The following is a 20,514-nucleotide window of genomic DNA, read 5'->3' on the forward strand; positions in this document are numbered from 1 at the left end:
ATGAGCGAAAGTGTCATGACACCACGCATTGAGTCCACTCCGAAACGGGCGGCTTCAGCACCCACGGATTGGCTTAGCCGCGCGAGACTGCTTTGGCAGTACCGCCAGACCCTTGCACGTATCACGGCCGTTGCGCTCGTAGCAAGCCTCGCGATCGCATTCCTGATTCCTAAACGTTACAAGTCCATTGCAAGCATAATGCCTCCCGACCAGCAAGGCTCAGGTGCGATGCTGCTGGCCGCATTGGCCGGACACTCTGGTAGTTTGGGCAGCCTCGGTAGCCTTGGAAGCCTTGCCGGCGGCTTGCTCGGTGGGCACACCAGCACTGCACTCTACGAGAGCCTGCTTGAAAGTGGGGCCGTGCGGGGACGTCTCATCGACCGCTTCGACCTGCAAAAAGTCTACTGGTCGCGCTACCGCTTTACCGCTGCGAAGCACCTGGCGAGTATGACGAAGATCACGGACGACAAGAAGAGTGGCGTGATCACCATTGCGGTGCAAGACACCGACCCGGTACGGGCGCGTGATATGGCTCAGGCCTATCTGGATGAATTGAATAATTTACTGACGCGAACGAGCTCGTCTTCCGCCAGGCAGGAACGCATCTTCATCGAGAGCCGCCTTCGCTCTGTAGGGGCGGATCTCGAACAAGCCCAGCTTGAGTTGAGCGAGTTCTCTAGCAAGAACAGCACGATCGATATCAAAGAGCAGACACGTGGATTGGTCGAAGCAGGAGCAAGAGTGCAAGGTGAGTTGCTGGTTGAGCAATCAGGCCTTCAATCACTGCGTCAGATCTACGGTGATGGAAACGTGCGGGTCCGTGAGACCGAAGCGCGAATCGCATCGCTGCAGCGCGATCTGCAAAAGATGACTGGGACTTCTGCCCCGCTGACTATAGACGACGCGACCGGCAGCCACGCGTCGGCAAATCCCAGCGATCAAGGGGAACTGTATCCGCCGCTGAGACAGCTTCCCCGTCTCGCGGTTCCGTATGCCAACCTGTACCGCTGCGTACGAGTGCAGGAGGCGGTATTCGAGCTGCTCACACAGCAGTACGAGCTGGCTCGCATCGAAGAGGCGAAAACCATTCCAGTCGTCACAGTCATTGACTCTCCGGAAGTACCGGAGAAGAAGTATTTTCCGCCTCGTCTCTTGCTGACCCTGTTGTGTACCTTCCTCGCGTTTGCCGCCACTTCAGCAATGATTGTGGTTCGTGAACATTGGCGTGCCGCCGACGGCCGCGACCCGCGTAAAGAGCTGACGATTGAAATCCTTTCGGTTATACGCAAACGCCTTTTCCGGATAACCCGACGGGGGCATGTTGTCGAATGAAAAAACACCTTGTCAACGCAGTCTACGGAGTTCTCGACTATGGTTCATATCCGTTCGGGATGTTGCTGGTTGCACCCATCGTGCTGCACAAGCTCGGTGCGGCAGAGTATGGGATTTGGATGATCTCAACGGCCGTAGTCAGCGCTGGAGGCATCATCGCCTCGGGATTCTGTGACGCCAACATTCAGCGGGTTGCCATACTTCGAGGAATCGGCGCAACCGATTCGATGGTGAACTCTGTGCGTAGCATGTTGGGCATCAATCTAGTGCTTGGCATTGCCTTAGCGATTGCCTCTTGGATTGCTGCGCCATACGCCGCGCGTCATATCACGGTCGCATCTTTCACTCCGGTTCGGGAGTGTCTGATTTGCCTCCGCATAGCGAGCCTGCTGATCCTGGTGCGCGCTATCGAAAGCGTAAGTGTAAGCACGCAGCGCGCCTTTGAACAATATCGCGATGCAGTGCAGGTAAGCGTCGCGGTTAGACTCTTGACACTTGCGGCGGCAGCTCTACTCGTCCAATCTGGGCACAGTGTCATCTCCATCCTGACAGGCACTGCTGCATTCCTGATCTCGGGTACGTACCTTCAGTTTCGTCAACTCTGGCGGCTACTTGGCAGACCCTCGTTGTGGCCTGCCTTTCATCCCGGCGAGACGCGATCGCTGCTGCGCTTCGGCATCTTCGCTTGGGTGCAGGCTCTGGGTGGCATTATCTTTGGACAGCTCGACCGACTATTGCTTGGTGTCTATTTGGGTGCCGTGGCCCTCGCCCCTTACGCTTTGTGCATACAGTTTGCGCAGCCTATATTTGGGCTTACTGCATCGGGACTCCACTTTCTGTTCCCCTATATATCTGGACGCGCGGCTACAGTCTCCCGCGAAGAGTTGAAGCGAACAGTGATGAAGGCATTCGCGTGCAACTTGCTGCTCGTTTTCTGTAGTGCGGCCATGCTACTTAGCTTCGGACCCAGGTTGATCAGGATCTGGGCGGGAGTGGAAGTGGCACAAAGTGCCGCCGCTATCCTTCCTCCGATTGTGATTGGCTCGGCCCTCATGGGTCTGGGGGTCACTGGCATCTACGCCATGCAGGCTCTGGGGCTATTCCGCATGGTGGCATGCATCAGCCTTGGAGGCAGGGCGGTCATGTTAGTTGTGATGATCTACATGCTGCGCCATATGGGGATTGAAGGTTTGGCGATAGCGCGAGTCGGGTATGGTGCAATTGCTCTCCTGGTGTATCTGCCCCTTGCCTATGAGCTGGGGATAGCGCGCAAGAAGACGGCTGGTGTTTCATCTCTCGCAACAGCTTGCGAACTTCCTGAAGGCCCCCGTCTATGAAAATTCTCGTCGTCGCCGCCTCCTACTCGGCTAACATCTCTGGCCTTCAACGTCATGCCTTCAACATGGTGCGCTGTCTATTGCTTAATTCCGATATCACGGCGGTACACCTGATCCTTGCCCCATGGCAGCGCAAGATGGCCGAGTCGGCCCGACTGGGTTCGGACCGGCGTCTTGCAATCCATTTTGAAGAGATGGACCGTGGGACCGTTGCTCGAAACCTGTGGTATTACAGGAAGCTTCCACAGCTTGTCTCCCGATTGAAACCCGATCTGGTTCACCTCACTTATCCGATGCCGGTCGATGCAGAGGCGATCGGATGTCCGACAGTGCTGACCTTGCACGATCTTTATCCGTACGAGATACCGAGAAACTTCGGACTGCATAAGGTCCTTTTCAACCGAGTGATTTTGCAGCACTGCCTCAATTCCGTCGATGCGATTGCCTGCGTGTCCGAGACGACGATGAATCGACTGAAGCAATATGCCTCGAGCAAGACTTATCAAAAGGCGACCCGCCTTTATAACTGCGTTGAGCCAGAACCCTTTTGTGCAACGCAATCTCCGCTTCCACGATGGCGGGGTGAACCATTTCTGCTTAGCGTTGCTCAGCATAGACGGAACAAGAACATTCCTCTGCTCATTCGTGCATTCGATCGCTTGTTGCAGCAGAAGCAAATACAACCCGCGACGAAGTTGGTTGTAATCGGAATTAAAGGACCGGAAACCCATCTCATCGAAACGTTGGTGTCTCGGCGTGGTCTTCACAAAAGTGTGATCTTCCTGGAAGGGCTGGAAGAGATGGAGTTGCAATGGTGCTACTCGCGTTCTGAGGCCGTCGTGCTGCCGTCAGTAACAGAAGGTTTCGGTCTGCCTGTCGTGGAGGCGCTTCTTGCCGGCTGCCGCGTAGTCTGTTCAGACATCCCTGCGTTCCGCGAGGTCGGCGACCGATATTGCGAGTTCATCGAGCTGCGAGAAGATGCCGAGGAAACTCTCGCGAGGGGGATCAAGGCCACATTGGACAGCCCAATCAAAGAACCTGTGTCGCTTCCGCATCTCTCCGCAGAAGTTCTTGCGGATGAGTACGCAAGACTTTATCGCGGCTTGATACCGGCCGCCTCGGTAGCAAAGAGCATGACCCGCAACCCTTCAATCCAACTGGCGGCCCCAGAAAGACAGTCCCTATGAAGACGGAATAAGACACGCCCGCACCCTGCTGGCTCGAAGATGTGGGCTGACGACGCGCGATTGGAGTCTGATGTGACTAGACAGAATTTTGACAATTGACTAACCGACACATGACAACTTGAGGCGATGAAATATCTACGGTACGAAGAGAGCTGAGATATTCCGAACAAACAAGTCCAGATACGTTGCGCGATTGACAATTGTGCCCGGCTTATACCCAAACGGATGTAGCTAAAGGAGAGTGTATGAAGAGAAATGTAACGTTGATGGGCACCTTGATCGCAGGTTTAGTCGCAAGCTGCTTCGCGGGCTATGTGGTCAAAGCGCAGGGAGCACCTCGTCAGGTGGAAATTACAGCCAAGCGTTTTGCTTATGCTCCGGGTGAGATCACTCTAAAAAAGGGACAGCCTGTTGTACTTGTCATTAAGAGCGAAGATGTAGCCCACGGCCTGCGCTTTCGTGAACTCAATCTGAATGCTAAGGTCGACAAAGGTGGATCGGCCCAGTTGAGTTTTACCCCAGATAGAACCGGTGACTTCGTGGGGCATTGCTCTGTGTTTTGCGGCTCCGGTCATGGTGCGATGACCTTAACATTGCATGTGGTGGAGTAGTCATGCGGCTGCCTGCCGGAGTAATTGTCGCAGCGTTCGCGGCAGCGTTGACTGGATGTAAGGCGAGCCCTCCAGGCAAGATCGAGACGGCGACTGTCACCTTCGCCAAGCACCACATCTTCATCCGCAACAAGAGTCAAAAGAATCCACTGGAGCCTAACGCTGCAACCTGGGCGGATGGCAAAGAGGCGTTCTCGCATTATTGCGTCGCTTGCCACGGCATGGATGGGCAGAACACTGGGGTTCCATTCGCGGATCACATCTCACCACCCATCCCCTCCTTGGCTTCTGATGAGGTCCAGCGATACTCGGATGGTCAACTCAAAGAGATTCTCGACAATGGAATCTGGCCGTCAGGCATGCCTGGTTCTAAGGGAACACTTAGCGATGATGAGCTTTGGGCCATCGTAGTGTTCATTCGGCATCTACCGCCAGCCGGGAGCCAAGGCATTCCAGAGATGTACAACCACTAAGTCTTCAACGAGACAAGTGAACAATGGCGACCGCCGACAACTCGACCATCGCATCACAACCACGGGTGTCGAAGTATTCAGCTTCGGCATTTTGCGTCGGGTTCTATTTTGCAATCCGCGTTGTTACGACTGTCTTCTTTGTCCGTATCCTGGGTGCTGATCCGCAGGTGGGTGCCGCAACAAACTTGACGTTGAACTTCCTGCTGTTGGGCTTCATCTGGTCATCGACGTTGGGAACATCAAGTCGCGATTCCGCCTCCGTGCTGACGCTTGCGCAGATTCGATGGGTTCTCATCTTTCTCGGGTTTTCAGGTTGCAGTCTTCTGTGGAGTGAAACAGCATCGCCATTGGCATCGGCTGCATACTGGTGTGGCACCGTATCTGATGTCGCGATTATTGTCTTGCTGCTCCGCAATCGATCTGGAGTTGAAGCGGCGGATTCGCTAATGACGGGTTTCGTATGGGGCGGCTGCTGCATTGCCTTAGTAGCTTGGGTCATGCCGACGCAATTTGATATGCGTCTTGGAGATGAAGACTATCTCAACGCAAATACAATTGGAAATCTCTGTGCGTTTGCCATCTTTTTCGCTCAATATCTCAGGACGTCTAAAAAAGCCCGTTGGGGACCTGCGATATTCTTCCTTGCGATTACACTTGTCCGCAGTCTCAGTAAGACGGCGATCGTCGCGTTCTTGATCAGCGAAGGATACCTCGTCATCCACGACCGGGTCATGAATCGCCGAACCAAGACATACCTGACGATCGGCGTAGCCGTCGTTGTCCTTGTCTTCTGGGGCTTGTTCGAGGCGTACTACGACTTCTACACAACCTACGGCAATCAGTCTGAGACCCTCACGGGGCGCACCGCGATTTGGGCTTATGTAGTCGATGCGGCTCTTGCAAAGCCTTGGATCGGTTATGGCTTCGATTCTATGTGGAAAGTAGTTCCTGCCTTCGGAGCCTTTGAAGCGCGGCACGCCGAGAATGAACTATTAGAACAACTCTACTCTTACGGAATCGCAGGCCTGGTTATGCTCTGCGGCGTCTATGGGAGCCTCTATCGGAAGGTTCGCAAACTCGGCGAAAGCCCGCTCCGGATCATCTTCGTCGGAATGCTGATGTTCGTCATCATCCGCGGCTTGGCTGAGGCCGAACCCTTTGATCTCTTGTTTCCACTGTGGGCTATCGTCTTAGTCACCTCCCTCGTTACTCGGACTGACGTAGCCGGGCATCACATACATCCTCATCCACAGCAATCGGAACCGGCGTATGACTTTGGGTTCAAATCAATCGCGGCCAGCGCAATCCAAGTGAATAGGGGAACAGCAGATCCACGCTCTTAACTCACTCATTACAGAGCGAGAATCTTCTGACCGGAATTGTCATCTGATTGTCATTTGTGCCGCCTGGCGCTTCAGTTCTCGGTGCCGGTCGATGAGAATAAACTAGAGAGGGACAAAATCATGATCATGGAAGCGGATTTTGTGAAAGACAGCATCGAACTCGAATCGGCGCACTCAGTCAGTCTCGGAACAATCCTGATCATTGAAGATGACCCGCGCATGCAAAAGGTGCTCCGCCGAATCTTCACCGAAGAGCATTACGCTGTGCTCGTTGCAGGCGATGGACAGACCGGGCTAAATTTATTTCGCACGGAGCGACCCTTGGCTGTGGTCCTTGATTTAATCCTGCCTGGTATTCCTGGCCGCGAACTTTGCCAGAAGTTCAAGTCAATCTCCAGCGAAACTCCGATCATCGTGCTCAGCGCGATCAGCGAAGTAGTGGACAAGGTTTTACTGCTGGAGCTGGGAGCTGACGACTATGTTACAAAACCATTTAGCCCGCGCGAACTAACGGCCCGCATTCAAGCGGCAATTCGAAGGCAACGCAAGACCGCCCGCGCAGAGATCTTTCGCTTTGCCGACTGCGAAATCGACTTCAAGAGTATGAGCGCCCGGCGCAACAGAGTGCCCGTCAGCCTCACTGCACACGAGTTCAAGCTGCTAAAGTACTTTACTGACAACATCGACCGTGTACTTACGCGAGAACTCCTATTGAATGAGGTGTGGGGTTATAATTCTTATCCCACCACGCGGACAGTAGATAATCAGATACTGAAACTGCGTCAAAAGCTGGAAACAAACCCTGCCGATCCAAAACATATTCTCACTATCTATGGAGCAGGATATAAATTTATTCCGTGAGTATCCCCGGTCAAGGCCGGCTAACCAAATGACCAACGAGTTAGTGGGCATCAACGAGAAGCGGGGAATTCGGACACATATTCTGTTGGTCGTTGCCATGGCGCTGGTAATTGCAGTTGTCACAGGTTCGTCCTTGTTGCTCATCCGCCATCGTCTGCGCGCCGAAGTTACAGAGGAGTTGTCTCAGGACCTGACTCACTCTGTCACTACCTTCCAAAACCTGCAGGCAGAGCGCGTAGCCGCGTTAGAGCGTGAGAACTCGCTCCTCGCCCAACTGCCTACCCTGAAGGCTCTGATGACCAGCGGTGACGACCTCACCATTCAGGACGGCGCCACCGAATTCTGGCAGCTTAGCGGAAACGATTTGTTTGCATTGATGGACCCCGGCGGACGTGTGGTCGCTGTCTATAGAAGGAACGCGTCTCCTGATGCAACTCTGGTTCACGGGCTGCAAACCCTGGCTGCCTCACCGGACAAGCGTTACCTAATTGATAGCCGCGGACTTTATGTCTGCTCTCTGCAGCCTCTTTACTTTGGTAGCGACGGCGAGGGCACACTGCTTGGCTATGTTGTAAGCGGTGTTTCCATCGAAGCGACCGTGCGTCAGATCAGCCGGCCCACCGGCGCTGAGGCTACATTCTTGAGCGGTGACGAAGTGGTTGCCAGTACGCTGAGTTCATCAGCACAGGTTAGCCTCGCGGTCGAGCCGCTCTTGTCGTCCAACGCGATGCGGACGCCTTCGACGTTGAACCTCGGAGGTACCCGTTTTCTCGCGGATACCGAAGATCTCTCAGCTGCGGCGACTGCTCCCCTCAAACTGGTCGTATTGAGATCCTTCGAGGAAGCGGACCGGTCGATCAATCGGATCGATCGGATTGTGTTGAGCGCAGGGCTTCTAGCGCTTCTCCTAGGCACCGCGTTGATGATTGCGCTCTCACGCTTCGTGACTCGTCCTCTCGAAGAGCTTTCGCGAAGTGTGATCGCATTCGGTGTCGGTGATGGAGCATATCGTATCCCTAAATATGGGACGCAGGAGGTTCGCCAGCTGAGTACAGCCTTCTCAGGCATGCGGGACGAGATTCAGCAGAAGAGCAGGGCATTGCTTGAATCTGAGCGTCTGGCGACGATAGGCCGCATGGCGAGTTCGGTCTCTCACGACCTTCGGCATTATCTGGCCGCGATCTATGCCAACTCAGAGTTCCTGGCCTCACGTCAGCTTTCCGAGCGGGAACGTGCGGAGATATTCGCAGACGTTAGTGCGGCGGTGCACGGTACCACCGATATGATCGATTCGCTTCTCATCTTCAGCCGTAACGGCGCTGGCATGAGACGCTCGCCGGAGCTAATGGCTACCCTGATCGAACGAGCAATTGCGGTGGTCCGTGCACATCCTGATGCGGAGAGTGTCTCATTGAAGGTGCAGTACGGTGATCCGGCCCAGACCGCGATTGTGGCCGATGGAAAGCAGATCGAGCGCGCACTCTGCAACCTCTTGCTCAACGCCTGCCAGGCCACGCGCCCAGCCGAGCGAGAGCGTAAAGTGACGTTGACACTCGAGGTCAGGGAAACTCAGATGATTATCTGCGTTATCGATAATGGAGAGGGAATCCCCGACGCCATTCGTAACAGCTTGTTCGATCCCTTTGTCAGCGAGGGAAAACAGAAGGGCACAGGTCTAGGTCTCACGCTTGCTAACTGCATTGCTATTGAACACGGAGGAGAGGTCGTTCTTCTCAAAAGCCACCCTGGTGAAACTGTCTTTCAGATGAGGTTGTCGCGTGGGCTTCTGACCTCTGACGCGGCGGTTCTTCCGGAAGCGAATCCGCAAAATCAGGTTACCGAACATGAGAATATACGGTCCTAGAAGAACGTGTCGTTTCCTGGGTTCTCTTCGTAACCCATGGTGGATGATGTCGATACTTACCGTATCCTGCGGACTCTTCGCCCCTGGTACGTATGCCCAGAACGCAACGTCGCCGGATTTGTCGGAGCAGCTCATGAGGCTGACGGAAGCAATGGCGCGAACCCAGGCTCAGGTCGAGCAGTCGCAACACGAACTGGACGAGATGCGCCGGCAGGTGAGTGCATTGCAGGCACTCATGGCACAGCCGGGTTCGTCTGCGCAGGTTACACCCCCGCCTGCGGCTACTCCGGCGTTTTCTCCCGTCGCTCCATCAACGACTACCAGCGCCGATATTGATGAAATTCACGAACGTCAAGCAATAGACGAAGCGCAGATCAGAACTCAAGACCAGACAAAGGTCGAGAGCGAATCGAAGTATCCCGTAAAGGTAACTGGACTGTTGCTGATCAACGGATTCGTCAATACCAAGCAAGTGGACACGGCGCCTACGCCTACACTCGCGGTTCCTGGACCAGGCAGCAGTGGCGCGTCTTTACGTCAGACTGTTCTCGGTATCGATGCACGTGGCCCGCATCTCTTCGGAGCTCGCAGCTATGCAGATCTAAGCGTGGACTTTGACGGCAATCCGCCGTCCCTCAGCACAACCAATTACACAGGTTACGACACGTCCAACGCTACACTGCTGCGGCTGCGTACCGCTCATGCGGATCTACAGTGGCAACACACCCAGGCGTACTTCTCGTTGGATCGCCCTATCCTTAACCCGGATACGCCAACGTCGTTGACCGCTGTAGCTGAGCCTTCGCTCGCCTGGTCCGGCAATCTCTGGACATGGAATCCGCAGCTCGGCGTCACGCAGGACCTTCCCCTCGGTTCTCATTCAATTCGTCTGCAGGGCGCTCTGGTCGATGTCGGCGATGCCCCATGGCCTGCCCCTCCCATCTCTGCGGTCACCGGCGGGACCTCCGCCACCACCGCACAGCAGAGCCGTTGGCCGGGCGTGGAGGCTCGTGTCGCGCTGCTTGGATCGAACCCCGACGAGGGAAGTCATCTCGGCTTCGGGGGGTACTTCGCTCCTCATCTCACTCCCTTCGGAAATCGCTTCGACTCCTGGGCCGGGACGCTCGATGCGAAGCTGCTTCTGCCATACCGCCTCGCATTCAGCGGTAGCTTCTACCGCGGAGAAGCACTGGGCGGCCTAGGGGGTGGAGGCTTCAAAGACTTTACGTACATCGTCGGTCCACTGCCCGGTGAATACTACTTCCGCCCGCTCGATGATGTCGGAGGATGGGCACAATTGAAAGAGAAGCTCAGTGAGCGGCTGGAGTTCAACGCCGCATTCGGGCTCGACAACGTCTTCTCGAAGGAGCTGCGGCCATACGCCATCCCCGGCGGAACGATCTATCGGAACCTCGCAAGAAACCGGACATACACCGGCAACATCATCTACAGCCCAAGCGCTTACCTGCTCTTCTCCCTCGAGTATCGTCGTCTTGAGAGCGCACCTGTCAACGGCCTGGCCGCCGGGAGCAACGTCATCGGCGTCGGCGCGGGATATAGGTTCTGATGGCGAGAACACATCTCCGAAGATGGCTGGTCTGCTGTGTGAGTCTGGCGTCGAGCCTCACCTGCGCCCAATCCAACTCCTCGCCGAATCCTATGGGCGAATTGCGACTTCGCGCCGTATCGCCTCAATCCGCCAAGCATCATCCCGCGCCCGCAGTCATCTGGCTAGAGCCGCTCGGTGCTACCCCAGCCCTTAGCTTCCGGCCCCATGGTCGCTACACCTTACTTCAAAAGAATCGGACCTTCATCCCACATCTGCAGGTCATTCCAGTTGGCACCGTAGTTCAGTTCCCCAACGCCGATCCCTTCTTTCATAACGTCTTCTCGCTATTCGATGGAAAACGTTTTGATCTCGGTCTCTATGAGGCGGGCTCAAGCAAAACCGTGACCTTCTCGCGAGAGGGGGTTTCCTACATCTTCTGCAACATCCATCCGGAGATGAGCGCAGTGGTGCTAGTGCTATCAACACCCCTCTATGCGATCGCCGACGCGAACGATGCGTTCGTTTTATCCAACATTCCCCCTGGCGACTACATCCTCCACTTGTGGGTGGAGGGCTTGCCGCAAACTGTCGCCGATCGGTTGACGCAACATTTGCATCTGACGGGACAAAATGTCGATTTGGGCGTGATAACGATCCCTGCCACATCTGGCGCCAGCGATGCCCATTCAAATAAGTACGGCAACCCTTACGACCCCATTCCTAAGTCGCCCTACGACCACTAACCCCCCAATCCCTTCCGGGGCGACTTGCTGATCCTATTTATGGGTTCTAATCAGAGCAGGCTTGCATCATCCTTTCTCCGAAAGATCAATGAGTGCACCAACGAACGTTGCGCCGCTACCTAACCCAGGCCTCCCGCAAAAAATCAAAGCTCCCCGCCCCGCGAGGCACAACGCCCTCAACTCGCCGGGTATGAATCACCTCGTTATTCGGATACCAAAGTGGTATCCCCGGCAGCTCCTCCGACAAAATCTTCTGCACCTCAACATAATCCGCTCTTCTCGCCGCCCGATCCGAGCTGGCTGCAGCCTCTGTCAGCAAAGCATCGACCCGAGCATTCGAATACCGCCCCCGATTGCCACCCTTCGGCGGAAAGCTTCCCGACCCATACGCATACCGAAAGATATCCGGGTCTTCATTGCTCCCGATCCACCGCAGCGCGTACATCTGGAACGCTCCCTTGGTCACATCCGCATAGAACGTCCCAAACTCCGCCGACCGAATCTCCAGACGAATCCCCGCAGCCCGCAACTGCTGCTGCAACACCGTCACCATCAGCCGAGTCGTCTCGTCCGTACTCGTCTTCATCGTCAGCCGCAGTCGCACTCCATCCTTGCCAACAGCGAAGCCAGCCTCCTCCAGCAGTCTCTGCGCCCGCGCCACATCATGCGGATACTGAGCCAACTCCGCATCTCCCGCCGCCGCCCAATGTCCCGCCGGCAGCAATGTATCGGCCAGCCTGGCCTGCCCCCTCCATATCGCATCCACAATAGCCTGCCGATCCATCGCGCAAGCAATCGCCTGTCGCACCCGCTTATCTTTCAGCAACGGATCTGTAACGTTGAAGGTCACATAAACCACCGGCGATCCAGCCCCGGACTCCACCTTCAGGTTCGGCGCACTCTCCAGCGCATGCACCATATCCAGCGTCACGACATTGCTGGCCAGATCCGCCGATCCCTTTTTCAACTCCAGCGCAGTGGTAATAGCATCCGGCACCACCTCAAACAGAACTCGTTCAACTCTCCGTGTACCCTCCGGAACCGCCTGCATCGGTTCAATCTTCGATGCCCAGTAATCGTCATTGCGTACAACGATCACCTCTTTATCCTGAACTGCACTCACAAACCGGAACGGCCCCGACCCCACCGGATGCAACCCGAAGTCCTTCCCACTTCCACGCGCCACCACGCCAAACAATCCATCACTGACGTTGAACAACAGCCCCGCATCCGCCCGCTTCATATGTACCACCACCGTCAGCCGGTCCTTCGCTTCCACCTTGTCCACCGCACCAAAGCCACCACCCTTCGCAGTAACCAGCGAGCCATCAATCAAACTCCGAATTGTGTAAGCAACATCCTCTGCCTCCAGCGGCCTTCCATCATGAAACCGCACCCCATCGCGCAGATGAAACACCCAGGTCAACGGATCGGACTGCTCCCAGCTCTCCGCGAGCCACGGTTGCAGCTCATAGTGCTCATCCTTCTTCACGAGAGCATCGAAGATCAACCCTCCAACTCGCTCCGATTGCGCATCCGCCCCCACCCGCAAGTCCAAATTATTCGGACTACTCTCAATAATCACCACCACAGAACCCGGCTCCTCCACCCGCCCCCGGCAACTACATAGCAGTAAGCACGTGAGAAACAACGTCTTCATCGCGACGAGCGATGTAAAAGAAAAGGTTCTTCGATTAGTCATGGTTTAAAGGTGGATCGCTTAGGGAGGAGATGTTGTGCAAAATCTTTTGCAGATCCTCCAAGCTCTTCTCGGAACCCAATAGCGTTACTGACCACATTCCATCGTGAGAGAAACAGATGACGTGGAGAGACAAAAATCTTTTGCTATGAGTTGAGAGGCAGGAGTAGTGCGTTTGTACGAATGCATCTCCGAAAAAACCTTCAGTCCAATCTCCCGGTTGTCGCAAACGAGGCTCAATACTCTCCCAGTGATGCATCGCTGCCCTCGAATCAAACGGCTTAAGCCTGTCGTCATGAATCTGAATCCACTCCGAACCGAGATAAGTGAGTTTTCTTGACGGCCGGCGAAGAGAAATCGAGTGTGTTCCAGCTGGAGTCTGTTCTTGTCGCCACATCAAAGGAACTTTGAGGGGTTTATTTTGATACGAGGCCGTCCAGTTGTGACTTAATCCCCAGGCGAGAGAACTGACTGGCAGCGTTACGTAAGGCAGAAGCCAAAGCGCTACCAGAATAAGTCCGATAACAAGACAGATGCGCTCTATCGGCACCTTCCGATTCCACCATCGAACCTCATCGCCAACTGCATCAGCATCCCTCACGCGTGAGTTACCTTCCCCAAAACCACTCTTCTTTCCGCGCCAGTCGCAGCCGGAACATTCCCCGGCAGTCCGCTCCAGCTCAACCAAGCCAGCAGCGCAAACGCTACAGCCTCTTTTGCCTGCGCCGGAACCCCCAGCTCCTCCATCAATCTCACCTTTACTCCCATCGGCTCCAGCTCAGCGCCAAGCATTCTCATCAAACAAGCATTCTTCGTTCCCCCGCCTGCAACCACAAACTCCACCCGCGACAAAGGCGCAGCCTCTCCCACGTGCCCCCGCACAAATCTCCGGTAAGCCTGTGCAATCGAGGCTGCCGTCAACGCGGTTGCTGTGGCTACCACGTCTTCATCGCGATCTTCCCGCCCGCCTGCCTTTCGGCACATCGCAACAAAACGCGAAACAAACGTCTCCCCAAACTGCTCTCGCCCGCAAGACTTCGGTGGCAGGGCAGAGAAGTACGTTTCCTGCAAAATCTTCTCCACCACATCTCGCAACACGGTTCCAGTCCGGGCTACAGCGCCACCACGGTCAAACTCCCGTTCGTATAGTCTCTTCATGCAGGCGTCGATCACCATATTCCCCGGCCCCGTATCGAACGCCATCAGCCCATTCGCATCAGCCTCCGCAGGGATAGCGGTCAGATTTCCAATCCCACCAAGATTCAGCAGCACACGGCTCACCTTCGCCGAACGAAACATGCAGTAGTCCAGCATCGGCACCAACGGAGCCCCCTGCCCACCGGCAGCCAGATCCCCCGGTCTGAAATCACTCACCACCGGAACCCTCAGTCGCTCCGCAATCACCGCTGCCTCGCCCGTCTGCCACGTAGCTCGCAGCGCCCGCCCCAGGTACTTCTCCAAAGCCCCTTGGTGATAGATCGTCTGTCCATGACAACCCACCAGCTGCACCGTCACGCCGAACTTCTCCTGAGCTCTAGCCACAGCCTCGGCATACAACTCACCCAATCGCCAGTTCAATCGTGAAAGCTCCGCCACCGAGATAGCCTCGGCGTCCATCGCACTGAGCACTGCCGCTCGCAGCGTCTTCGGATAGGCCACTCCCAAATGTCCTAGCAGCTTGATTCGCGGCGTCCCACCAGCTCGAAGCGCCGGCGACACTCTGCAGATCGCGACGTCCACACCGTCCGCCGAGGTCCCACTCATCACTCCAGCCACTACCAAGCTCTTCACCGGGCCTCCCACCGGGCAATGCCCGGTCCCATGCAACACACATCACCACAAAGGGTACACAAGTCACGAAGTGACCGCCCGCCGCGGAGGCGGCCCATTCGGCAGGACATCATCCCTTCAACTCCCGCTGTAACTCCGCCAGCAGATTCAAAGCTTCACGTGGAGTCAGACCATCCACATCCGCCTCAGCCAACCGATCCACGATCCTCTGCGACAGCGGAGTAAACATCGTCATCTGCATCTGCACTGCCTCAGTTGGCGAAGCCTCTCTCACCTGCTGTGTCTCCGCCCGTTCGTGCACCTTCAACACCTCGCGAGCCCTCGCGATCACACCACTCGGCAAACCAGCCAGCCGCGCAACCTCAATCCCATAGCTCTTACTCGCAGGCCCCGCCTCCACCGTGTGCAGAAACACAATCCCCCCCGCAGTCTCTTTCACCGTCACGCGCAGATTCGTCAACCGAGCCAGCCGATCCGCAAGCAGCGTCAGTTCATGATAGTGCGTCGCAAACAGAGTTCTCGCTCCAATCCGGTCATGCAAGTGTTCCACTGTCGCCCACGCCAGGCTCAATCCGTCATAAGTAGCCGTGCCGCGTCCCATCTCGTCCAGCAGCACCAGCGAGCGGTTCGTCGCCGTATTCAGGATCGCAGCCGTCTCCGTCATCTCGACCATAAACGTCGACCGCCCCCGCGCCACATTGTCGCTCGCCCCGATGCGCGTATAAATCCTATCCACCAATCCCAGCCGCATCCCTTCAGCTGGAACGAAGCTCCCCATCTGCGCCATCACCACCAGCAGCGCTGCCATGCGCAGATACGTACTCTTCCCGCCCATATTCGGCCCTGTAATCAGCAGCACCGCAGGCCCGGCATCGGCATCCAGATGAACCGAATTCGGCACAAACCTCCCGCCCCCCGACTCCTCCATCCGCCGCTCCACCACCGGATGTCGTGCCTGCACAAACTCCAGCACGCCCGACACTTCAATCTGCGGTCGCACCCAGCCGCGCAGCGCAGCCAGATGAGCAAAGCACCCCAGCAGATCGATCTCCGCGATCTTCCTCGCCGTCTCCCGCATCCGCCCCGCCGCCTCCAGCAACTGTCTTCGCAACTCCGCAAATATCCTTCGCTCGATCTCTCCGCTTCTCTCCTGAGCGGTCAAGATCTTCGTCTCATACTCCTTCAACTCCGGAGTCGTAAATCGTTCCGCATTCACCAGCGTCTGCTTCCGCTCATAGTCGGCCGGCACCGCCTTCGCATTTGCTTTCGTCACCTCAAGGTAGTAGCCGAACACGTTATTGAACCGCACCTTCAAAGACCCAATCCCGGTTCGTTCGCGCTCGCGTTCTTCAATCGCCGCCAACGCCTGTCGTCCACTGCGGCTCAACTCGCGCAGCTCATCCAGATCCGGATCGACTCCCACGCGAATCGCCCCGCCATCCCCAATCGACACCGGCGGCTCGTCTGCAATCGTCCGCACAATCATCTCGTGCAGATCCTCCAAAGGATCGACACTCTCCCCCAGCTCTCGCCATCGCGCCGCAGAGAACGCCTTCACCGCCCCCACCACCCCAGGCAAACACCCCAGCGTCTTCGCCAGAGCCATCACCTCTCTCGGCCCAGCCGAATCCAGCGCAACCCGCCCCAGCAGTCTCTCCAGATCGAGCACTCCATCCATCGACCGCCGCAGATCTTCACGTCGACGCAAATCCCCCGCAGCCTCCCCCACCGCCTCCAGCCGAGCCTCAATCTCCCCCATCCCACTCGCAGGCCGCAACAACGAAGCACGCAGCAGCCGCTTTCCCATCGGAGTACAGCAAGCATCCATCGTGTAAAAAAGCGTAGTCTGCGCCGACTCACCAGAGAACAGCGGCTCCACCAGCTCCAGATTCCGCACACTCACCGCGTCAAGCTCGAGACACGTAGACCGCTCATAAAATCGCAGCCCATCCACATGCTCCAACCCACCCTGTTTGGTCGCCCGCATATAGTGCAGCAGAGCCCCAGCCGCCACCGCCGCCGCCTCATGTCCTCCCAGCCCCATCCCATCCAGCGAATGCACTTTGAAGTGATTCCGCACCAGCGGCACCGCATACTCTGCCGTAAACACCCACTCCTCCACCGCCGTCTTCGTGCGAATCCCATCCAGCCCCGCCGCCGTCTCGCTCTCCCCAGCGAGATTCACACCGCCCAACAACCCCGACCCATACAACAGCTCCACCGGCCGCACCCGCCCCAACTCATCCACCAGCGCCGCCCATCCGCCAGCCCCTAGAAACTCGGTAGCCCGAAACTCGCCCGTCGAAAGATCCAGCAGCGCCAACCCACAAGTCTGTATCGTTCCCGAACCCAACACCGCCACACTCGCCAGGTAGTTGCTCTGCTCCGCCCCCAGCGCAGGATCGAGCGCAGTCCCCGGCGTCAGCACGCGCGTCACCTCCCGCCGCACCACCGACTTCGTCAGCTTCGGATCCTCCATCTGCTCCAGCAGCGCAATCTTGTACCCCATGCGCAGCAGCTTCTGCAGATACACCTCCGCCGCATGGTAGGGAACCCCGCACATCGGCTGCTTCTTCTCGCGATCACGCGCCGTCAGCGTAAGCTGCAGCAAACGCGACACAAGAATCGCATCTTCATAAAACAGCTCGTAAAAATCCCCAATTCGGCAGAACACCAGACAGTCGGGATACTGCTCCTTCGCCGCAAAGTACTGTCGCATCGCCGGCGTCGCCCCTGCCGCATCCCCCGCCAAGCTCGTTATTGTCTCGTTCGCCATCCCATTCATAATCACACAAAGGAAATAGGAGCCGAAGTCGTGTCAGCCTCTTGTGGCAGATCGCGCCGTGCGCGCAGCACGCGGTTGTCAGTTTTGCCTTTACCCAAATCCAAAGCCCAATGCGGTACACTCATAACCAGCAGTATTAGATCGTCCGTGAGAGGTTCTTTCCATGACACAGTCGACCTGGGCCACGCCCGACTTTGAAGAAATCACCCTTAACTGCGAGATCAACTCCTACGCTCCCGTAGAACTCTAAGCAGAGTTTCCGTGAGGATTAAAGTCCTGGGGGCCGCCGCAGGTGGCGGCCTTCCCCAATGGAACTGTACCTGCACGAACTGTTCCGCCGTCCGCAACAACAAGCCAGACATACAAGCCAGAACCCAATCTCAGCTTGCCGTAACGGCTAACGGAGACGCATGGTTCCTTGTCAACGCCTCCCCCGACCTTCGTCAACAACTCCTCAATAATCCCGAACTCCACCCAGACCCCGCAAAGGGCCTGCGCAACACTCCTGTCGCCGGAATCATCCTGACCAGCGCCGATCTCGACCACGTCCTCGGCCTTCTCCTCCTGCGAGAGTTCACCCCGGTCCGCATCTACGCCACGCGCACGGTTATCGGCATTCTGAAAAAAAACAGCTTCTTCCAGATGCTCGACCGCATCCCCGGACAAAGCCGCTGGACAGAGATCGAGCCCGACGTCAGCTTTCACGCCGGCAACGGTCTCGTCTTTACTCCAATCGCACTATCCAGCAATCTCCCCAGCTACATCGGTGAACAAGAACGCGCCGCCCTCGACCCAACCGGTGCGACGATCGGGCTGATCCTCGAAGATCCTCAAGGAACCCAAGCAGCCTATCTCCCAGCTCTACCCGCGATAACCGATCCCTTGAAGGAACGTCTCTCCAAATGTTCCACTATCTTCATAGACGGAACGTTTTGGAGCGATGACGAACTACAGAAGATCCAACCCGGAACACCACTAGCGCGCTCCATGGGTCACCTGCCAATCGACGGCCCGGACGGCTCTCTCGCAAGCCTCAAAGATCTCATCAACACACGCAAAATCTACACTCACATCAACAACACCAACCCGATCTTGCAGGAGCAAAGTTCAGAGCGTCGCATCGTCGAAGACGCAGGTTGGGAAGTGGCATGGGACGGACTAGAAGTATTTGGTTGATTCACACTGAGTTGTAGGCTGTGTTACTCGGTGGCTGCTGTACCGAGCCAAAATATGAGCATTCCCAACGCGCAAAGAGGGGCGTACCAGCGAAGAGCGTTGCCGCGTCGCGCTCCAGCGATTGAAAGAATCAACGCCAGCAAAGACAACAACGTTCCCCATCTGTAAATTCGCAGTAAAGATGGATCATAGTAGCGAAAGTTGTGAAAGTGTCCGTAATAGAGTGATGAGATCGCAAGTAAAGCAGAACTAGATCCTAAAACAAACCCGCAAAGTGTTATCACTGACGTGAGATTGAGAGGCTCTCGCACTTTTCCGAATCTGATCCATCCAATTACGAATGCCATCGGCAACGCGATATATATGGAAACTGCATAGACAAAAAAGATTATCGTTTGCATTGTCCCGTGACCTATTTTTCCCCGTTACATCGATTTGCGAGCATGACTATCCTAAGCCCTCAAAATACCGTAGCCGGATTTATCAGAAAAGTTGCGAGGTAAGTGTTTGCCCAAATTCGCTAAAAGTACTTTAGATCAAACAGAGTCGCATCCGCTGAGCAAGACCGAGCTGCGTCAACGCCTTCAACAGGTAGGCGAGGCGATGTATCACCACAAACATCCCTTTCACCTGCGCATGCACTCAGGCGAACTCACACGCGGCCAGATGCAGGCCTGGGTGTTGAATCGCTTCTACTACCAGAGCCGCATCCCCATCAAAGACGCCATCATCCTCTCGAAGTCCGAAGACGTAGCCTTCCGCCGAGCGTGGCGCAAACGCATCATCGACCACGACGGCGACACCGGCGCAGGCGGCATCGAAAAATGGCTGCAGCTCGCAGAGGCCGCCGGTCTCGACCGCAGCTACGTCATCAGCACCCAGGCCATCCTCCCCGGCGTTCGTTACGCCGTCGACGCCTACATCGACCTCGTCACCCACAGCACTCTGCTCGAAGCCGTCTCCTCCTCGCTCACCGAGTTATTCGCCGGACAACTGATCGCTTTGCGCATGGACGCTCTCGCGAAGCACTACCCCTGGCTTCAAGATGGCCTCGCCTACTTCCAGGGCCGTCTCACCCAAGCTCCCGAAGACGCCGCATTCGCCTTCGACTACGCCGCCGAACACGCCGACACCCCGGGACTGCAATCGTTAGTAGTCCGCTCCCTCGAACGAAAGTGCGCGCTCCTCTGGGCCCAACTCGACGCCCTGCACTACAGCTACGTTGATCCAGGATCACTCCCCCCACAGCCCAACATCTTCCGCCCCGAGACGTCATGAGCGAGACCCCCGCAGACACCAGAATCCCGCGCCTGGCAGTAGGTTGTCGCGTACGCACCGTCTCGCCCGACGAAGCAATGCTTTTAGTCCCCGAGGGTGCATTGAAGCTCAAAGGCTCAGCCAGCGAGATCATCAGTCTCATCGACGGACAGCGCTCCGTCGAAGCAATCACAATCGAACTCCAACAGAAGCACGCCACAACCGACTCATCACAGATCACCGCCGAGGTAAAACAGTTCCTCGACAAACTCCACGCACGCAGCGTCCTCCTCTACAACGACTAAAGCATCTTCCCATATCAAAAGATATCGTCATCCTGAGCGGAGGAATCTGCCGTTGTCGTTGTAGTTGCCTGTTCTCTTGTGTCCTCCGCAACGCAGCCGGGTGCCCCATCCATCGCGTTTTTTGCGATGGGTGGGAAAGCACAATGTTCGTCAGCCAGGGCTTGCAGTTGTCTCTGCTTTTGCTGTTGCCTGTTCTCTTGT

Annotated in this window: 17 protein-coding genes; 14 read left to right on the forward strand and 3 right to left on the reverse strand. The window is 56.4% G+C overall.

Annotated features, from left to right (window positions below; genetic code table 11):
- From HDF10_RS15480 to HDF10_RS15525, 10 genes are all read left to right on the forward strand, one after another.
- Positions 1–1,332, forward strand: a complete 1,332-nt coding sequence (locus HDF10_RS15480) for a GumC family protein (protein WP_260177924.1) — start codon at positions 1–3, stop codon at positions 1,330–1,332.
- Positions 1,329–2,669: an oligosaccharide flippase family protein gene (locus tag HDF10_RS15485; RefSeq protein WP_183814891.1), complete on the forward strand. Its 1,341-nt coding sequence runs from the start codon at positions 1,329–1,331 to the stop codon at positions 2,667–2,669. Before HDF10_RS15480 ends, HDF10_RS15485 begins: the two co-directional genes overlap by 4 nt.
- Positions 2,666–3,856: a glycosyltransferase family 4 protein gene (locus HDF10_RS15490; RefSeq protein ID WP_183814892.1), complete on the forward strand. Its 1,191-nt coding sequence runs from the start codon at positions 2,666–2,668 to the stop codon at positions 3,854–3,856. Before HDF10_RS15485 ends, HDF10_RS15490 begins: the two co-directional genes overlap by 4 nt.
- 245 nt (positions 3,857–4,101) lie before the next feature.
- Entirely contained in the window at positions 4,102–4,467 is a 366-nt protein-coding gene (locus tag HDF10_RS15495; protein WP_183814893.1) for a cupredoxin domain-containing protein, read from the forward strand.
- Positions 4,468–4,469: 2 nt separating this feature from the next.
- Positions 4,470–4,940, forward strand: a complete 471-nt coding sequence (locus tag HDF10_RS15500) for a c-type cytochrome (protein WP_183814894.1) — start codon at positions 4,470–4,472, stop codon at positions 4,938–4,940.
- Positions 4,941–4,963: 23 nt separating this feature from the next.
- Positions 4,964–6,283: an O-antigen ligase family protein gene (locus HDF10_RS15505; protein ID WP_183814895.1), complete on the forward strand. Its 1,320-nt coding sequence runs from the start codon at positions 4,964–4,966 to the stop codon at positions 6,281–6,283.
- A 120-nt stretch (positions 6,284–6,403) separates the two neighbouring features.
- A complete protein-coding gene (locus tag HDF10_RS15510; RefSeq protein ID WP_311732778.1) occupies positions 6,404–7,144 on the forward strand; it encodes a response regulator transcription factor in 741 nt (246 codons plus the stop codon).
- A 28-nt stretch (positions 7,145–7,172) separates the two neighbouring features.
- A complete protein-coding gene (locus HDF10_RS15515) occupies positions 7,173–9,008 on the forward strand; it encodes an ATP-binding protein (protein ID WP_183814896.1) in 1,836 nt (611 codons plus the stop codon).
- Positions 9,009–9,141: 133 nt separating this feature from the next.
- Positions 9,142–10,575, forward strand: coding sequence for a hypothetical protein (locus HDF10_RS15520; protein ID WP_183814897.1), 1,434 nt, complete (start codon positions 9,142–9,144; stop codon positions 10,573–10,575).
- 92 nt (positions 10,576–10,667) lie between these two features.
- Positions 10,668–11,300: a cupredoxin domain-containing protein gene (locus tag HDF10_RS15525; RefSeq protein WP_183814898.1), complete on the forward strand. Its 633-nt coding sequence runs from the start codon at positions 10,668–10,670 to the stop codon at positions 11,298–11,300.
- A 115-nt stretch (positions 11,301–11,415) separates the two neighbouring features.
- Here HDF10_RS15525 and HDF10_RS15530 read toward each other — a convergent pair whose 3' ends face one another.
- The 3 genes from HDF10_RS15530 to mutS form a co-directional block, all read right to left on the reverse strand.
- Entirely contained in the window at positions 11,416–12,891 is a 1,476-nt protein-coding gene (locus HDF10_RS15530) for an ABC transporter substrate-binding protein (protein WP_311732779.1), read from the reverse strand.
- 705 nt (positions 12,892–13,596) lie between these two features.
- Positions 13,597–14,790 carry an anhydro-N-acetylmuramic acid kinase gene (locus HDF10_RS15535; protein WP_183814900.1) on the reverse strand — a complete coding sequence of 398 codons (1,194 nt, stop codon included), beginning with the start codon at positions 14,788–14,790 and terminating at the stop codon, positions 13,597–13,599.
- 109 nt (positions 14,791–14,899) lie between these two features.
- Complete coding sequence (gene mutS, locus HDF10_RS15540; RefSeq protein ID WP_183814901.1) at positions 14,900–17,566, reverse strand: DNA mismatch repair protein MutS; 2,667 nt, start codon at positions 17,564–17,566, stop codon at positions 14,900–14,902.
- 172 nt (positions 17,567–17,738) lie between these two features.
- Between mutS and pqqA the strand changes: the two genes are divergently transcribed.
- From pqqA to pqqD, 4 genes are all read left to right on the forward strand, one after another.
- Positions 17,739–17,825, forward strand: coding sequence for a pyrroloquinoline quinone precursor peptide PqqA (gene pqqA, locus HDF10_RS21460; RefSeq protein ID WP_183815181.1), 87 nt, complete (start codon positions 17,739–17,741; stop codon positions 17,823–17,825).
- An 11-nt stretch (positions 17,826–17,836) separates the two neighbouring features.
- Positions 17,837–18,751 (forward strand): pyrroloquinoline quinone biosynthesis protein PqqB, encoded by a 915-nt coding sequence (pqqB, locus tag HDF10_RS15550; protein WP_183814903.1) that lies wholly within the window; start codon positions 17,837–17,839, stop codon positions 18,749–18,751.
- Between the two features lie 507 nt (positions 18,752–19,258).
- Complete coding sequence (gene pqqC / locus HDF10_RS15555) at positions 19,259–20,029, forward strand: pyrroloquinoline-quinone synthase PqqC (RefSeq protein WP_183814905.1); 771 nt, start codon at positions 19,259–19,261, stop codon at positions 20,027–20,029.
- Positions 20,026–20,313 carry a pyrroloquinoline quinone biosynthesis peptide chaperone PqqD gene (pqqD, locus tag HDF10_RS15560; RefSeq protein WP_183814907.1) on the forward strand — a complete coding sequence of 96 codons (288 nt, stop codon included), beginning with the start codon at positions 20,026–20,028 and terminating at the stop codon, positions 20,311–20,313. Before pqqC ends, pqqD begins: the two co-directional genes overlap by 4 nt.
- Positions 20,314–20,514 lie beyond the last annotated feature (201 nt).

Origin of the sequence: Tunturiibacter empetritectus (assembly GCF_014201375.1) — a bacterium.
In the GTDB taxonomy this organism is placed as follows: domain Bacteria; phylum Acidobacteriota; class Terriglobia; order Terriglobales; family Acidobacteriaceae; genus Edaphobacter; species Edaphobacter lichenicola_D.

Excerpts from the sequence above, each read along its gene's own strand:
- HDF10_RS15490 (WP_183814892.1), top strand. The coding sequence starts at position 2,666 with ATGAAAATTCTCGTCGTCGCCGCCTCCTACTCGGCTAACATCTCTGGC.
- HDF10_RS15515 (WP_183814896.1), top strand. The coding sequence starts at position 7,173 with ATGACCAACGAGTTAGTGGGCATCAACGAGAAGCGGGGAATTCGGACA.
- HDF10_RS15520 (WP_183814897.1), top strand. The coding sequence starts at position 9,142 with ATGAGGCTGACGGAAGCAATGGCGCGAACCCAGGCTCAGGTCGAGCAG.
- HDF10_RS15510 (WP_311732778.1), top strand. The coding sequence starts at position 6,404 with ATGATCATGGAAGCGGATTTTGTGAAAGACAGCATCGAACTCGAATCG.
- HDF10_RS15500 (WP_183814894.1), top strand. The coding sequence starts at position 4,470 with ATGCGGCTGCCTGCCGGAGTAATTGTCGCAGCGTTCGCGGCAGCGTTG.
- HDF10_RS15525 (WP_183814898.1), top strand. The coding sequence starts at position 10,668 with ATGGGCGAATTGCGACTTCGCGCCGTATCGCCTCAATCCGCCAAGCAT.
- pqqD (WP_183814907.1), top strand. The coding sequence starts at position 20,026 with ATGAGCGAGACCCCCGCAGACACCAGAATCCCGCGCCTGGCAGTAGGT.
- HDF10_RS15485 (WP_183814891.1), top strand. The coding sequence starts at position 1,329 with ATGAAAAAACACCTTGTCAACGCAGTCTACGGAGTTCTCGACTATGGT.
- mutS (WP_183814901.1), bottom strand. The coding sequence starts at position 17,566 with ATGGCGAACGAGACAATAACGAGCTTGGCGGGGGATGCGGCAGGGGCG.
- pqqA (WP_183815181.1), top strand. The coding sequence starts at position 17,739 with ATGACACAGTCGACCTGGGCCACGCCCGACTTTGAAGAAATCACCCTT.
- HDF10_RS15480 (WP_260177924.1), top strand. The coding sequence starts at position 1 with ATGAGCGAAAGTGTCATGACACCACGCATTGAGTCCACTCCGAAACGG.
- HDF10_RS15495 (WP_183814893.1), top strand. The coding sequence starts at position 4,102 with ATGAAGAGAAATGTAACGTTGATGGGCACCTTGATCGCAGGTTTAGTC.
- HDF10_RS15505 (WP_183814895.1), top strand. The coding sequence starts at position 4,964 with ATGGCGACCGCCGACAACTCGACCATCGCATCACAACCACGGGTGTCG.